General features: G+C 47.7%; 17 protein-coding genes and 1 other annotated feature. All 17 genes read right to left on the reverse strand.

Going from position 1 to position 14,682, the window contains the following annotated elements; genetic code table 11:
* Positions 1–62 precede the first annotated feature (62 nt).
* Positions 63–374 carry a 50S ribosomal protein L27 gene (rpmA, locus tag M1D71_RS22990; RefSeq protein WP_017692622.1) on the reverse strand — a complete coding sequence of 104 codons (312 nt, stop codon included), beginning with the start codon at positions 372–374 and terminating at the stop codon, positions 63–65.
* A 23-nt stretch (positions 375–397) separates the two neighbouring features.
* Positions 398–727, reverse strand: coding sequence for a ribosomal-processing cysteine protease Prp (locus M1D71_RS22995; protein ID WP_036605912.1), 330 nt, complete (start codon positions 725–727; stop codon positions 398–400).
* A gap of 14 nt (positions 728–741) precedes the next feature.
* Positions 742–1,053 carry a 50S ribosomal protein L21 gene (rplU, locus tag M1D71_RS23000; RefSeq protein ID WP_091037543.1) on the reverse strand — a complete coding sequence of 104 codons (312 nt, stop codon included), beginning with the start codon at positions 1,051–1,053 and terminating at the stop codon, positions 742–744.
* A 14-nt stretch (positions 1,054–1,067) separates the two neighbouring features.
* Positions 1,068–1,152 (reverse strand) — a sequence feature (ribosomal protein L21 leader region).
* A gap of 56 nt (positions 1,153–1,208) precedes the next feature.
* Entirely contained in the window at positions 1,209–2,459 is a 1,251-nt protein-coding gene (locus tag M1D71_RS23005) for an Rne/Rng family ribonuclease (RefSeq protein WP_458123825.1), read from the reverse strand.
* A 106-nt stretch (positions 2,460–2,565) separates the two neighbouring features.
* Positions 2,566–3,426, reverse strand: a complete 861-nt coding sequence (locus M1D71_RS23010) for a M50 family metallopeptidase (protein ID WP_458123826.1) — start codon at positions 3,424–3,426, stop codon at positions 2,566–2,568.
* Positions 3,419–4,267, reverse strand: coding sequence for a peptidoglycan DD-metalloendopeptidase family protein (locus M1D71_RS23015; protein ID WP_458123827.1), 849 nt, complete (start codon positions 4,265–4,267; stop codon positions 3,419–3,421). Before M1D71_RS23015 ends, M1D71_RS23010 begins: the two co-directional genes overlap by 8 nt.
* A 149-nt stretch (positions 4,268–4,416) precedes the next feature.
* Positions 4,417–5,211 (reverse strand): septum site-determining protein MinD, encoded by a 795-nt coding sequence (gene minD, locus M1D71_RS23020; RefSeq protein WP_458123828.1) that lies wholly within the window; start codon positions 5,209–5,211, stop codon positions 4,417–4,419.
* Positions 5,212–5,214: 3 nt separating this feature from the next.
* Positions 5,215–5,877: a septum site-determining protein MinC gene (gene minC / locus M1D71_RS23025; RefSeq protein WP_017692615.1), complete on the reverse strand. Its 663-nt coding sequence runs from the start codon at positions 5,875–5,877 to the stop codon at positions 5,215–5,217.
* Positions 5,878–5,951: 74 nt separating this feature from the next.
* Entirely contained in the window at positions 5,952–6,485 is a 534-nt protein-coding gene (mreD, locus tag M1D71_RS23030) for a rod shape-determining protein MreD (protein ID WP_458123829.1), read from the reverse strand.
* On the reverse strand, positions 6,485–7,357 hold the full coding sequence (gene mreC, locus M1D71_RS23035; RefSeq protein WP_458123830.1) for a rod shape-determining protein MreC: 873 nt from the start codon (positions 7,355–7,357) through the stop codon (positions 6,485–6,487). The genes mreD and mreC overlap by 1 nt, the downstream gene beginning before the upstream one ends.
* Positions 7,358–7,543: 186 nt before the next feature.
* Positions 7,544–8,578 (reverse strand): rod shape-determining protein, encoded by a 1,035-nt coding sequence (locus M1D71_RS23040; RefSeq protein ID WP_458123831.1) that lies wholly within the window; start codon positions 8,576–8,578, stop codon positions 7,544–7,546.
* A gap of 186 nt (positions 8,579–8,764) precedes the next feature.
* Entirely contained in the window at positions 8,765–9,454 is a 690-nt protein-coding gene (gene radC, locus M1D71_RS23045; RefSeq protein ID WP_458123832.1) for a RadC family protein, read from the reverse strand.
* Positions 9,455–9,494: 40 nt separating this feature from the next.
* The gene (locus M1D71_RS23050) at positions 9,495–10,106 is read right to left on the reverse strand and encodes a Maf family protein (protein WP_458127332.1); all 612 of its coding nucleotides are present in this window, start codon (positions 10,104–10,106) and stop codon (positions 9,495–9,497) included.
* A gap of 93 nt (positions 10,107–10,199) precedes the next feature.
* Complete coding sequence (locus M1D71_RS23055; RefSeq protein WP_458123833.1) at positions 10,200–10,442, reverse strand: DUF4321 domain-containing protein; 243 nt, start codon at positions 10,440–10,442, stop codon at positions 10,200–10,202.
* A gap of 145 nt (positions 10,443–10,587) precedes the next feature.
* On the reverse strand, positions 10,588–11,811 hold the full coding sequence (locus M1D71_RS23060; protein WP_458123834.1) for an SPOR domain-containing protein: 1,224 nt from the start codon (positions 11,809–11,811) through the stop codon (positions 10,588–10,590).
* Positions 11,812–11,929: 118 nt separating this feature from the next.
* Positions 11,930–13,249, reverse strand: coding sequence for a UDP-N-acetylmuramate--L-alanine ligase (gene murC, locus M1D71_RS23065; RefSeq protein ID WP_458127333.1), 1,320 nt, complete (start codon positions 13,247–13,249; stop codon positions 11,930–11,932).
* A 56-nt stretch (positions 13,250–13,305) separates the two neighbouring features.
* Positions 13,306–14,682, reverse strand: a complete 1,377-nt coding sequence (locus tag M1D71_RS23070) for a bifunctional folylpolyglutamate synthase/dihydrofolate synthase (protein WP_458123835.1) — start codon at positions 14,680–14,682, stop codon at positions 13,306–13,308.

Here is a 14,682-nt window from a genome sequence, read left to right on the forward strand (position 1 = left end):
AACCGTGAATACAAAAAACCTCCGGCAAAAATGCCGAAGGCTCCTTAGGCGGAATGCCGATATTACGCTTCTACTGCAGCTGCTACAGGAGCAACATTAACAGGATAGATGCTTACTTTTTTGCGATCGCGTCCCCAACGTTCGAATTTTACAACGCCGTCGATTTTCGCGAACAAAGTGTCATCTTTACCGATGCCAACGTTAGTTCCTGGGTGAATTTTCGTTCCGCGTTGGCGAACGAGAATGCTACCACCAGTTACAGTTTGGCCATCAGCACGTTTAACACCCAGACGTTGAGCATTACTGTCACGTCCGTTCTTCGTGGAACCTACACCTTTTTTCGATGCGAATAACTGAAGATTTAATTTCAACATGATTGGTTGTCCTCCTTCTTTGTTTATTTGAATTGCTGTATTTTAATATACTTCCCGTATGACTCTGCAATATTAGAGAGCATAACCACCATGGATTCGAGTAACAATTGTACCTGGGACCAAGTTTCCCCTCTCTCTAACAAAGGTAAAGAACCACTTAAAAAGCCATTCTTCATCTTGGCGTCCATTTCGACACCAGTCAATGTTTCAATCGAGTTCACCGTACCCACTGTAACAGCGGATACCCCGGCACATACGATGTCTTCTCCCCGTTTGGCAAAATTAGCATGCCCTTCGATGGAAAAGCGTTCGATGTTCCCGTCCTCATCACGAAAGATTTGAACGATAATCACTTATCGCACCTTCTTTACGCTTTGATTTTTTCGATAGTTACTTTAGTGTACGGTTGACGGTGACCTTGCTTCACATGGTAGTTCTTTTTAGGTTTGTATTTGTATACGATAACCTTTTGTCCTTTGCCATGTTTCTCCACTTTAGCCGTTACAGTAGCTCCGGAAATCAATGGTGTACCTGCTGTCAAACCTTGATCGTTAGATACAGCCAGGACACGGTCGAACGTTACGCTTTCGCCATCGTTCGCAGTCAATTTCTCGATGAACAGAACATCGCCCTCTTGGACTTTGTACTGTTTGCCGCCTGTTTCAATAATTGCGTACATTTGCCTTGCACCTCCTCATGTCTCAGACTCGCCCGTTCTCAGGTGACAGTGTCCTTGCGGAACTGTTCTTATACCCGGCCAGTGCGGTTACAGCATGTGCAAGACCAATAGGCTAAACACATACTTGAAGATTATATCACGCAGTATATCAAAAATCAATGCAAAGGTGAAATATATCTTTTCCCCGTACCATGACAGGAAGAACACGGCTCCACATAGGGCAGTGTACTCTCTTCCCGGACTTTCTTGCGTGTCAGTTCAAGCAGGCCCAGCTTGGTCCACCCCATTACGAAGGCTTTGGTCCGATCCTTCTTGAGCTCACCCTCCAAGGTTGCCGCCACTTCATGCCGATTCGAGGCTTCCTCCATATCAATGAAGTCGACGATAATCATACCACCGATATCACGCAGGCGCATCAGACGGGCAATCTCCACTGCTGCCTGCATGTTGGTCTCTGTCACGGTTTCTTCCAGACTGTCACCACCAGCTCCCGTGTATTTGCCTGTGTTCACATCCACGACAGTTAGAGCTTCGGTGTGATCAATGACAATATATCCGCCTCCGGGCAGCCACACTTTCCGGGCAAAATCTTTGTTCAACTGCTCCTGGACACCATAAGCAGCAAAGATAGACTCTGCTCCCCGATATACTTGTACCTTCGGCTGATGCCCCGGACTAATCTCTTCCAGCAACGCCTTTACCTCATGGGCTTGTCCTTCGCTATCGGTGATGACTTCGTCACTGCCTGGTGTATAGACATCTCTGATGATTCGCTGCACCATGCTATGATCCCGATGCAAGAGGCTTGGCGAAGGCAAACTGTCTGCTTTTTCACGAATCACATACCACTGCGCACGTAATGTTTCCAAGTCTGCCTGAATGGCTTCATGCTGTTCTTCTGAGGATACGGTCCGGATAATAAGCCCCTCTTCATCTCGTCTCAGTTGTTCTCCAAGTGCTTTAAGGCGGGAACGATCCCCCTCACGGGCTATTTTCTTGGATACCGCCACATAGTCAGCAATAGGCATGTAGACAAGCCAGCGGCCCGGCAGTGAATAATGAGTCGTCACCCGGGCTCCCTTGCCTCCTACCGGTTCCTTCAGAACCTGAACAATGACTTCCTGACCCGGACGCAGCAACTCCGAAATGGAAGGCTTCACCTTGGGCTGCTTCTCCAAATGGGGATGCAACACATCGTCCACATACAGAAACGCATTCTTTTTCTGACCGATATCCACAAAAGCAGCCTGCATACCCGGTAACACATTCACTACCCGTCCCTTGAAAAAGGAACCCAGCAGTCCACGCTCGCGTGTACGCTCTGCCGTGAATTCCACAGCTTTGCCTTCTTCCAGAAGCGCCATTTGCATGAGGTTATGTTCATTATGTACAATCATTTGTTTCATGGCTTCACCTCTAGAAGACAATTCAATTCATCCACATCCATTTCAGTATCTTTATAATTCTCATTGTACATGTATTAACCCATTTCAGAACAGGTCCACCAGAACACTACAATTTATCACCATTTTGTTGAAAATAGGAACCAATAATCCGTTGCTCAGGCAAGACAGCCATAATTCGACCCTGTCTGTTCATCACGTATACCATATGGTATCTTTCTCTCTTTAATAGACGCAAAATAGTGTCCAAAGGTTTCGCCGGAAATGAGATTATTGGCTGCGCCAAACTGCCAGTAGCCGCATGCCTGGCGAACGCGCCCTCTCGATTCATGAGAAAACGGATAAAGCGGTAGGGCACATTTCGGTAATCCGTCAGGTTGGAATAAAACAAAAAAAGGCCGATTAACAGAATGTTGAGCGGCAGGCCGTAGTCTCCGGTCAGCCACCGGCTGATCGCATACAAAATAACTCCTGCGCTGCACAGGATGCTAATTCTGTAAGTCCACATTAATGTTGTATAGTAGGGTGCCCACAGACTGACAAGTGCCTGAACAATTTTACCTCCGTCCAGTGGGAGTACAGGAAGCAGATTAAAGAGGGCAATGAGCAGGTTCCCCTGAATGATATAGCTGAGAAAAACAGGATCGCCCAGATTGCCATACTGCAACAGCAAAACAACGCCAACCATCAGCATGTTCTGTAATGGGCCTGCCAGAGCAATCATAATTTCCCGGTAGGCCGTGATAGTACCTCCATCTTCGATAACCGCAACTCCTCCAAAAGGGAGCATCTGGATCGACAAGACACGATAGCCCAGAAGAGCCGCAGCCGCAGCATGTCCACATTCATGAATGAATACGATGGCAAACAACGTAATAAGCTCAATAAAATGTCCGGTGAGAAGTGAGGCCAACATGATGATTACAAAAAACGGATGAAACGTAATACGTACTCCCCACACCCTAATCAAGGGCAACGACTTCCGCTGGGTCTACGTACTCCTCACCCTCTTTGACCGCAAAATAAAGCGTTGCCGGTTGTTCACCACCCGTAGCCTTGAGACTCCCCACTGGATTTCCCGTTTCCACCCAGTCATTCACGTTCACTTCACTTTCGTTCAGTCGACCGTATATTGCCGTGACATTACCTGTATGCTTAATGACCACCGTGAACCCGCTTGTCGAATCTCCGATAACCTCCATGACACGCCCTGCATCCGAACTGGAAACCTGGATAAGTTCAGCACCTGCATCATCTGGAACGATCTCAATTCCTTTCATGCTCAGTGCAAATGGCTGAACCACTGTTCCTGAGATCGGTCTATCCAGTAACTGCCGAATGCCTGAACCATTGACAGCATCCGTTGTATGTCCAAGAACCGGAAGAAACGAAGGCGTCCCTCCAAAATGCCGTTCATACCATGCCGCCGCAGAGGCAAAATTCATATCCCGATGGAGTGCATCAGCAATGACCGTTTTAGTTGATGCACTCCATGACGTATCCAATTGAAACAGCCCCCATACTCCGCCAAATATCAAAGCGCTGATGACTGTCCGTTTTAGAAATGACTTAAATAAGTTGAATCTCGATTGCTCCCCTGGAACAAAATGACCATTCTCTTTTTTCCACAGCCATTCCGGATCTCTTTCCTGTGTCTCCTCACCAGACGCAAACGGCTTCCGTTGTATGATCTCATTCTTGTCCAATAGCGAACCTACTTTTTGCTCCTGTAAGACTTCAACAGTCGCACCGTCCATCAGTCGCCGAATGCGTTCTTCTCTTCTCTGCTTGATTCTGAGTTTCGTATTCATGGAATGTCCTCCCGCCGAGGCTTGTTTACTACATCCTATGAAGAGGCGGTTGATAATATGAACAAGCCTGTCGGCAGGTAACAAAAAAAGCCGGGCTATGAGCCACGGCTGTCGTGTAATCAGATAATGAATAAGTGCATCTAAACGAATTAACCCATTCCGAAGAACTTTTTGAAACGAGTAAAAGCTCCCTTTTTCTGATCCAGTTGCATCAATGGAACCGTATCTCCCAAAATGCGTCGTGCAATGTTACGATACGCAATCGCCGCAAGCGAATCCGGATTCATGACCGTAGGTTCTCCTGAATTAGCAGCTTTGATGACCAGTTCATCATCAGGTACGATGCCAATCAGGTCAATATTAAGTACTTGTAAAATACCATCGATATCCAGCATGTCACCCGATTTAACCATATTATTGCGAATTCGATTCACCACCAGCTTCGGTGATTGAATGTGCGAACTCTCCAGCAGGCCGATGACACGATCCGCATCACGTACTGCAGCATTTTCCGGTGTAGTGACCACGATGGCCTGATCTGCTCCTGCTACCGCATTTTTGAAGCCCTGCTCTATGCCGGCTGGGCAATCAATAATGACGTATTCAAAATCTTTTTTTAATTCAAGGATAATATCCTTTACCTGTTCAGGCGACACGGAGTTCTTATCTCTCGTCTGCGCCGCAGGCAACATGTATAATTCTTCAAAACGCTTGTCTTTGACCAAAGCCTGATTCAGACGGCAGCGGCCGTCTGCAACGTCGCACAGATCGTAAATAATACGGTTTTCGAGTCCCATCACGACATCCAAATTACGAAGGCCGATATCGGTATCTACCAGACAAACCTTTTTGCCGAGCAGCGCCAGCGCTGTCCCGATGTTTGCCGAGGTGGTTGTTTTACCCACGCCGCCTTTACCCGAAGTGATCACGATCGCCTCTCCCATGAGCTACACTCCTTTAAACACATTAAAATCTCGGCGTAACCGAACGATATTGCTCATTTTGTCTATCTGCATCTGATTGTCCTGTAAGTAAGCAAATTCCATTCCGGTCTCTCGGCTCTCCCATTCATCGGGAGGACGACTGATGATATCGGCAATCCGCAGCTGCGTCGGTGCAAATACCGAAGCGGCAATGATCGCTTCTTCGTCCCCGCCAATTCCGGCATGAGCCATACCTCTGAGTGAACCCAACACATATATATCTCCGGTACACGTCACTGTGCCCCCCGGATTGATATCCCCAAGAAACAGGAGATTTCCTTCATGATGAAGCACCTGACCTGAACGCACCATACCACACATGGTCACAATCGGCGGCGGTCCTTTAACCTCCGGTTGGAGTGCAGGTGAGTCGATGGATCGAATAAGGAGATTCCCTTTTTGCTTCAATATATCGAGGATTGCTTCTTTCTGGTCCTCTGTCACTTCGCGGGCACCCAACTTGATATCCACATGAACAATTGGTCCGGTCAAAATATTTTGATGGCTGTGTTCCAGCTTATAGCGGAGCTCATAGAGCAATTCCTCGAATTCACATTGATCGTCCAACAGGAAAACCAGGCCGTCTCGGATGCCTTTAATCGTTACGTGATTCGATTTTACCGTCATAAGCCTGTCCCTCCCATCTCATTACATTTCGTGCCCGGGGCCCCAAGTTCCTGCTTTGCGCTCCATAAATGTATTTAGGAAGCTTCTTCTGTCTTGCTCCGTCTCTTGCCGATCCGTTCCAGTTGTTTCCGAAACGGGACATAAATGATCAAGGCAAACACAAAATGAATGAACAAATTAGGAATCATGTATTCAAGCAACGCCCAGTCAAAGGTCACATGGTTAAGTTGGAAGAGCTTGTACAGGAAGAATAGCATGGTGTCATTAAGCAGACTCCCCAAAATGACAACCGACACCATCACCGGCAGTGGTGCACGCGGTGCTTGAAAAATGAGTCCCATCATGTATGCCGATAAACCCATTGAAAATCCGTAAGGTCCAATCATCTCGCCATAGAATACGACGTCATGTAATAGTCCAAATAATATACCCAGCACTAAAGCCGTGTGTCGATGGTGATATACAGCGATAAACAAAATTGCGATATAGACCAGATTGGCAGCAATACGCATGTGCCAGCCGGAAGGAATAAGCAGCGGCAGAATCGTGCCTTCCGCAATGAACAAAACGAATAGTAACAGGAACAAAACTTGCTTGCGCGTTACCATTATTCTTTTACCTCAGGCGGGATAATGACAATCAGCTCTTTCCAGTCAAGGAAGCTTGCGTATGGCTCAATTGTAGCTGTTTTTGTTAAACCATACTCACTTTTCTCGACACTCTTCACTTTACCAATCCGCATGTACTTCGGAAAATTGTTAATAATTCCGGAGGAGATGATCTCATCATCCTCTTGGATATCAGAATCCTCTGAAATCTTGGTCATCTTGAGCATGCCCGTCTTCGGATCATAACTCTCAATCATACCAAACACTTTTTCCTTACCTACTGCCGTTGCTGCAATGGCATTGGATGTGGGATCATTAGCATCCATCGACGTTAACAGATTAACCGTAGATGTATATGAGCTGACATGACTGATCACGCCAACCAGCCCTTCCTGCGAGGTAACGGCCATACCTGGCTTAATTCCCGCATTCTCACCGATATCAATGTTAATAGTTCTGCTGTTCGGATCCGAATTGGCACTGATAACTTGGGCAATTCGTGAACCATAATTATACCGATTTTTCTGTTCTTCCGTGAAATTCAGTGCTTTTTGAAGCTGCTCGTTCACCTGTTCCATATCATTGTACTTCAGGCGATCCCGCGTATAGTGGCCCATTGCGATGCGAAGCTCTTCATTCTCTTCATATACCGTACGCATGTTCGCTACATCTTTGAAAAAGCCCGCTACATAGGAAGCGGGCTTGTAAAATACGTATTGTACAAATCCAACTGAATCCTTCAGGAATTTCTCCGGCCAGGATAGAGTGGTTCGCGGACTGAGCGTAAAGCCCATTAACGCGATAAATGTAACAAGGCCCACCAGCAAAACAAAAAGTCTTTTGTTGCCAAGCAGTTTAAACAGTTCGAACACCCTCTAACATCCATTATTCTCTTCCGAGCCATGCCCGGCGGGGAGACTTTCAGACCTGTAGTCCCTGCGAGAATATCAGCTGATCCTCCCCTGTTAAGCGGGTAATAGCTCATCCCCGGGGTTAACCGGGTCCTCTATAGCGTTACCTTGCCACTTGGTCGCAATGCCAAGTTAGGCAAATACCAATTAACGTCTGGAACGAACTGCCGAACTGCTTCTGCTTTTGAACAAATGAATATTCTCTAGCGCTTTACCTGTTCCGATCGCTACACAATCCAGCGGGTTCTCAGCCACAATGACAGGCATTCCTGTCTCACCAGCAAGAAGCTTGTCCAGGTTGCGAAGCAACGCCCCACCACCTGTAAGAACGATACCCCGATCCATGATATCGGCAGCAAGTTCAGGCGGGCATTTTTCGAGTGTTACTTTTACCGCTTCAACAATCGCATTCACTGTATCAGCCAACGCTTCGCTGATCTCATCCGAAGTAATTGTAATCGTCTTCGGAAGACCTGTTACAAGGTCACGTCCACGAATTTCCATCGTTTCTACTTGCTCCAATGGCATTGCTGATCCGATGTCCATCTTCAATTGCTCCGATGTACGCTCACCGATCATGAGATTGTATTGGCGTTTGATGTACTGGATCACGGATTCATCCATTTCGTCACCTGCTACACGAACCGAACGGCTCGTTACAATACCGCCAAGAGAGATAACAGCCACTTCCGTTGTACCGCCACCAATATCGACAACCATACTACCCGTTGGTTCCCATACAGGCAGATCTGCACCAATTGCAGCTGCAAAAGGCTCTTCAATCGTATAGGCTTCACGTGCTCCAGCCTGTTTTGTTGCATCTTCAACCGCACGTTGTTCTACTGCAGTAATCCCGGATGGTACACATACCATCACGTTCGGATGACGTTGGAACATGGAGCGTTGCTTTTGCGCCTCACGGATGAAATATTTGATCATCGTTGCCGTTGTATCGAAATCGGCAATAACGCCGTCTTTCATTGGACGAATGGCACGAATGTTACCTGGTGTACGTCCAATCATTTTTTTGGCGGCTTCGCCTACTGCCTCGATGCTTTTAGTATCTGTCCGTATAGCGACAACCGAAGGTTCGCGCACCACAATTCCTTTGCCTCGTACATAAACCAACGTATTTGCTGTCCCCAAGTCAATACCCAAATCTTTCGTAAAACCACCAAACATAACATAATCTCCTTTTCTGCCTCATATAGCCGCTCTATGCTGATCCAGAGCGTAACAATTTTCATTCCCACGCAACACGTGGAGCTAATATTCGCATTTGTTTTTTTTTGCATTTGTAAAGTGAACCTATCTTTTACGGACCACGCCGTTAACATTCATAGGAAAACATCAACGCCAACCATTATATTATACTAAGCCCTTCTCCTTCAAACTTACGTACGTTCCATCTCCGATAATAATATGATCAAGCACGTCAATGCCGACAATAGCACCTGCTTCAATCAGTCTCTTGGTTATTTGGATATCCTCCGGACTGGGCGTAGGATCACCACTCGGGTGGTTGTGTGCGCACACAATTGACGCGCTGCTGCATTTGATGGCAGCCCTGAACACTTCACGCGGATGTACAATCGAAGCGTTAAGGCTGCCCATGGAGAGTGTTTCCTGAGCAATAATATGATTTTTGCTATTCAAAAAGAGACACACAAAATGCTCTTTCTGCAAGTAACGCAATTGTTCCATTAGGATATCGGCTGCATCACGCGGTGTACGAATTGAAGTCGACTGTATGCGTCTGCTCTTTGCAATTCGATGTCCAAGCTCAATACCGGCTTTCAATTGCACAGCCTTGGCATTGCCGATCCCTTTCATTGCGGTCAATTCTTCCAGACTCAGATCCATCAACGAGCGAATTCCACCCGCTTCGGCCAGAATCCGCTGTGCCATATGCACTGCGGATTCCTGTCTTGTGCCTGTTCGAAGTAAAATCGCCAGCAATTCAGCATGGCTTAAGGCGCCCGCCCCGTATTCCATCATGCGTTCTCTCGGGCGTTCTTCCTGGGGGATGTCGCGCATCATGTATTGAGGCGACTCCATATGTTCCCTCTTTTCATTTCAAAACGTCAATTGGCTTCATTCATGTTCGCGGCAACACATGGACGCCAAACCCATCCAACATATCACTCAGCAAGGATAGGGGAAGGCCAACCACATTAAAATAACATCCTTCAATACGGTCAATCAGTGTAGCGCCAATGCCCTGAATGGCATAAGACCCTGCCTTATCCGAAGGCTCTCCAGTCTGCACATAGGCACGGATCGTCGCATCCGAAAGTTCTTTCATCGTTACATCGGTCTGGCGATAATGAACTACAGACTGTCCATTACCCGCATCAATACAAGCGACACCGGTAAACACCCGATGTACACGGCCCTGTAGCCGGGATAACATCCGTTCAGCATCGGCTTCGTCTACGGGTTTGCCCAGAATCTCATTATCCAGAACAACAACGGTATCACTACCAACAATAATCGCTTCCTGCTCACGGCCTTCTAGCCCGCGATACACCGCAAGCGCCTTGCGCAAAGCAAGCTCCTGTACCGTCTGTTCAGGTGTCCATTCTGGTGGCGTATCTTCATCAGCATGACTTGGTATTACATCAAACGCTAGGTGGAGTGATGCGATCAGTTCTTTGCGCCGAGGCGATGTGGAGGCCAGAATAATAGGGCGCTGCTGAGTGTTATTCATCATGAACGGCTCCTTATGCTACGGCAACATCCTGTCCTTATCACGATAATAGATGTCACTGGTTTATTTTTTTCGTCATAACTCGTCATTCTCCTACAGTCTGCGATACAGCCACACAGCGGCAATAATACCGATCAGACTCAGAAGGCTCATTTGAAATTGAAGTGAAATATCATAACTGATAATATCCAGATCAGCCTGTGGCGACCACCGTATGGTCGTGGCTTTCGTAAGAAAGGCTACTGCCTTAACAGGCTGCAGTGCGTTGGCGATCCACGCTCCGGCCATCCAGCCGAGCAATAGAAACAGCAATAACATGCCGAAGTTTTTTTTCATCGGTAATCTTCCCTCGCCATTTTTTGACACCCACATTATTATACGGGGTTTTGTACGTCAATACAAACACAAATCCGGCAAGGGGAACTATTTCCAGTTCCTTGCCGGACAGGTATTTCCAAGCGTTGTTATGGGAAAGAGCATGTTACTGCTTTATCGCTTCGAGCCATTTTTTCTGCTGCAGTACGTATTCCATCAGATCGGACTGTACAGACCACATGTGCACATCATCCGGGTTTTTATTGTACTCCGCGATAGCCGTAATTGCACGGTTCATCGATTTCTCCATTCCGCCAATAATAGTTTGTACCTCTGCGGTCAGGCCGGGTGAAAGACTATTCAAACCGGTCAACCATGACTCGTGCTTATTCTGAATTGCGGTCATCATTTCTGTTGGGACTGCTACTGGGGTAGACTGTCCCAGTTGCTGAATGGACAAGGTTGATAGTTGTTCGATTAGTGCAGAACTGTTTGTAAAGAAAAGCTGTACATCCTCTTGCTTGCCACCGAATATGGCCGGATTGATCTCAGGGTTTACGATCTCCTTGACGTACAGTTCGACTCCTTGAGCTTTAAGCCTGGTGCTAAGTAGCTTGGCCTCTTCACGATCAGCTGAAATACCCGCATATACCCGATTACCATCTTCAGGATCAGAACCTGCGGCTATACCTGCTTGAGCCAACTCAAGCTTGGCCTGTTCAGCTCGTTCGGGTGAACTAAACACGCCGTATTGAAGTGCATAATACGTGCTGCCAGTCGCAGCTGCCTGAAGCTGCTGCTCTGTTCCTGCAACCCCCTCCTGGTCTGTCACGGAGGAAACTGCCTGATTGACGGGAAGAAGATCACCTGGTTTCGCGGCTCCTTCTTTATTAAAAAATGAAAGAATAACCATGCCAAATAGTGCTCCCGTAACGAGTGCCCCGGTAACAGAGCCAATCATTTTCCAGCCCCTTGGAGGGCGATTCCGCTTATAGGAATAGTTCTCGGAATCTGCAAGCCAGTCGTGTCCTTGATCATCATGGGTATTGGACAGATCGCGACGCTCTTCATCCGGATCTGCAATGTGATTATGATAACCGTAACCTGATCGGTCCCCAAGATAATGGGCCTCATCGAAGTTCGAATCAGGGCTCATCCGTTGTTCAGGTTCAGGTACAGTAGAGCTTGTCAGCACCGTCTCTCCCCAGTCTCCGGGGATATCCTCTGGCGTCCAGGACGGGGTTGTATCCATCTGCTTAGGCGTTAGCGTATGATTGTGCGGTAATTCTTCACTCAACGTCACCAATGGACTGGACGCGGAAATCCTCTTACTTTCAGGCTTGTCCGACTCATGATCCCCGAAGCGAAACGTCATTCTAGCATTACTCACCCGTACCCTCTCCTTTGTCCCATTTATATCAGCTATATGCATAAACGGGAGAAGACATTCCATTCAACGCAAAAAAAACGCCTGCTTCTTATCGAAGACAGGCGTTTTCTGAATTGATTTATTTCAATCCTTTGGCAAGGGTATCGCCGACTTTCCAAATATCACCTGCGCCCATCGTGATCACAAGATCTCCTGGCTGCAGACGATGCTGCAAATCAGCTACAACTTCCTCTTTCGTTGGGAGATAACGCGCAGAAGCATTACTGTTTTGAACGATCAGTTCAACCAGTCTTGCTGAGGTTACCCCTTCGATCTGTTTTTCGCCCGCAGGAGAGTAGATATCGGTAATAAGCACTTCATCCGCTTCCGCAAAAGCACGACTGAACGCATCCAGCAGGAAGAATGTCCGCGTATAACGCTGTGGCTGGAATACAGCAATAATGCGCTTGCCCGTTGCTTTGGCCGCACTAATGGTCGCTTCAATCTCGGTAGGGTGATGAGCATAATCATCGATGATCAGCATATCACGTGCCTCGCCCAATACCTGGAATCTGCGTTTGGCTCCGTGGAACTGGATGATGGCCGCCACAATCTTCTCAAACGGAATACCTGCTTCCAGACAGGTAATCACAGTAGCCATCGCATTATACACGTTATGCTTACCAGGAACAGATAACTCCACCGTGCCCATAGCAACACCCTGATGGTTCATCGTAAAGGAGATCCGGCGATCGCCCAGTACAATATCCGTTGCCGTATAGTCCGCAGAACGGTCGATACCATAAGTCGTGATCCGTGACTTGAGTTCTGGCAAAATCGCTTGAACATTCTCATCGTCAGAACACACAATGGCTGTTCCTTCCGGACGAATCTGGCTCAGGAACTGCACATAAGCCTTTTTGAGTTCTTCAAAATCACTGTTGTAATTCTCCAGATGATCTGCCTCAATATTCGTTACAATACCGAGCCATGGATGGTACTGCAAAAATGAACCATCACTCTCGTCCGCCTCAGCGACAACCCAATCCCCTTGACCGGCCTTCGCATTGGTGCCCACATTCATGATTTCTCCGCCAATGATATATGTCGGGTCCGTATCACACTTATCCATAACAAGTGCAATCATGGATGAGGTTGTTGTTTTACCATGGGCTCCGGCCACAGCCACGCCCTTACGTTCGTTCAACAAACGTGCAAGCATCTGGGAACGATGCAGAATCGGAATGTTCAGCTCTGCAGCTGCTACCCGTTCCACATTATCTGCAGGCGCTGCCGTAGAGTAGACAACCAGGTCTGCTCCAGTGACATGCTCTGCGGTATGTCCGATATATATTTTCGCTCCCTTGGCTGCCAACTTCTCGGTCAACTCCTGTGAAGCGACATCCGATCCGGTAACGGTATATCCCATTTCCAGCATAACTCTTGCGATGGCACTCATGCCATATCCGCCAATCCCTATAAAATGAACGTGTTCCGATGTATTTAACAAAACTTTCACCAACCTTTTTCAGAATCGGTTTGATGCAAAAGGGCTGCCCGCACATCCGCAATCAGGTACAGTGTGCCGGAGACCACCCCCAGATCTTCCGCTTCCGTCCGTGACTTCAATAGATCAAGTGCCTTTGCCCATTCGGGCTCGACGATGATTTCCAGCTCCTGCTTCGCAATGGCGGGACGTACCCGTTCGACAATCTGCAGCAATTCGGCTGCATCCATTTTGCGTCGGAAATCTGGCTCGGTCAGGATCAGCGTATCCACTAGTGGCAGTATATGCTGCAAATACGCTTCGTGATGCTTATTCGCCAACATACCCATCATCAAAATTAACTTATTGTGAGGATATACATCCATAATGCTCTTGGCCAGTGACTCTGCCCCCTCCGGATTATGTGCTCCATCGAGCACAATTCGGGGTTCATCGACGACTTTTTCGAATCTTCCTGCCCAGAAGGCATTCTCCAGTCCAAGTGCAATATCGTTGTCATCCAGCATAAATGCCATGTATTGTCTGAGCAATTCAAGCACCATTAGTGCGGCCGCTGCATTGTCACATTGATGTGAACCCTGCATGCTTATGCGAACGTCCAGGTCACGAAACGGGCCTGTAAAATGAAATGATTGTCCGCTCTCATTGCTATCCAGTCTATGATAAGAGAATTGATCTCCAGCCAAATACAAGGTTGATTGAGACTGCTGTGCTTTCTCCTGAATTACCTTCACAGCCTCGGGTTGAGTCGCGCAGGTCACAACGGGTACTCCCGGCTTGATAATCCCTGCCTTTTCCCAGGCAATCTGCTCAATCGTATCTCCAAGCACATCCGTGTGATCCATACCAATGTTGGTGATGACGGACACAACAGGTGCAACAATATTCGTTACGTCCATCCTTCCCCCTAGCCCCGTCTCCCATACCACAACGTCAGGGTAACACTCTTCTGCATAATACAGAAGCGCGAGAGCCGTGGACACCTCAAACATCGTTGGTGATCCAAGCGGAGTGGAGGCCATTTCCATGACCAGCGGGCGCAACCGATTCGAGAGCTTAAGCAGGATCTCTTCGGGAATATCCTCACCGTTGTATTGAAAACGGTTTGTAAACTTGGTGATATAAGGGGACGTAAAGGTGCCCACATCATATCCAGCCTGAAGAAGCACTGACGTCAAAAAAGCGCAAGTCGAACCTTTGCCGTTCGTTCCCGCGACATGAATAAATTTGAGACGTTGGTGTGGATTGCCCAACATGGACATCAGACTCTCGATTCGTTCCAATCCAGGTCGAATGCCAAAAGGAATAAGGCCATTGATCCAGTCCACGGCCTCGTTATACGTAAGTAAAGGAGCTGCTGCATCTGTCCCGTCTAATTGCGTCAT

Source organism: Paenibacillus sp. Z3-2, assembly GCF_054161325.1.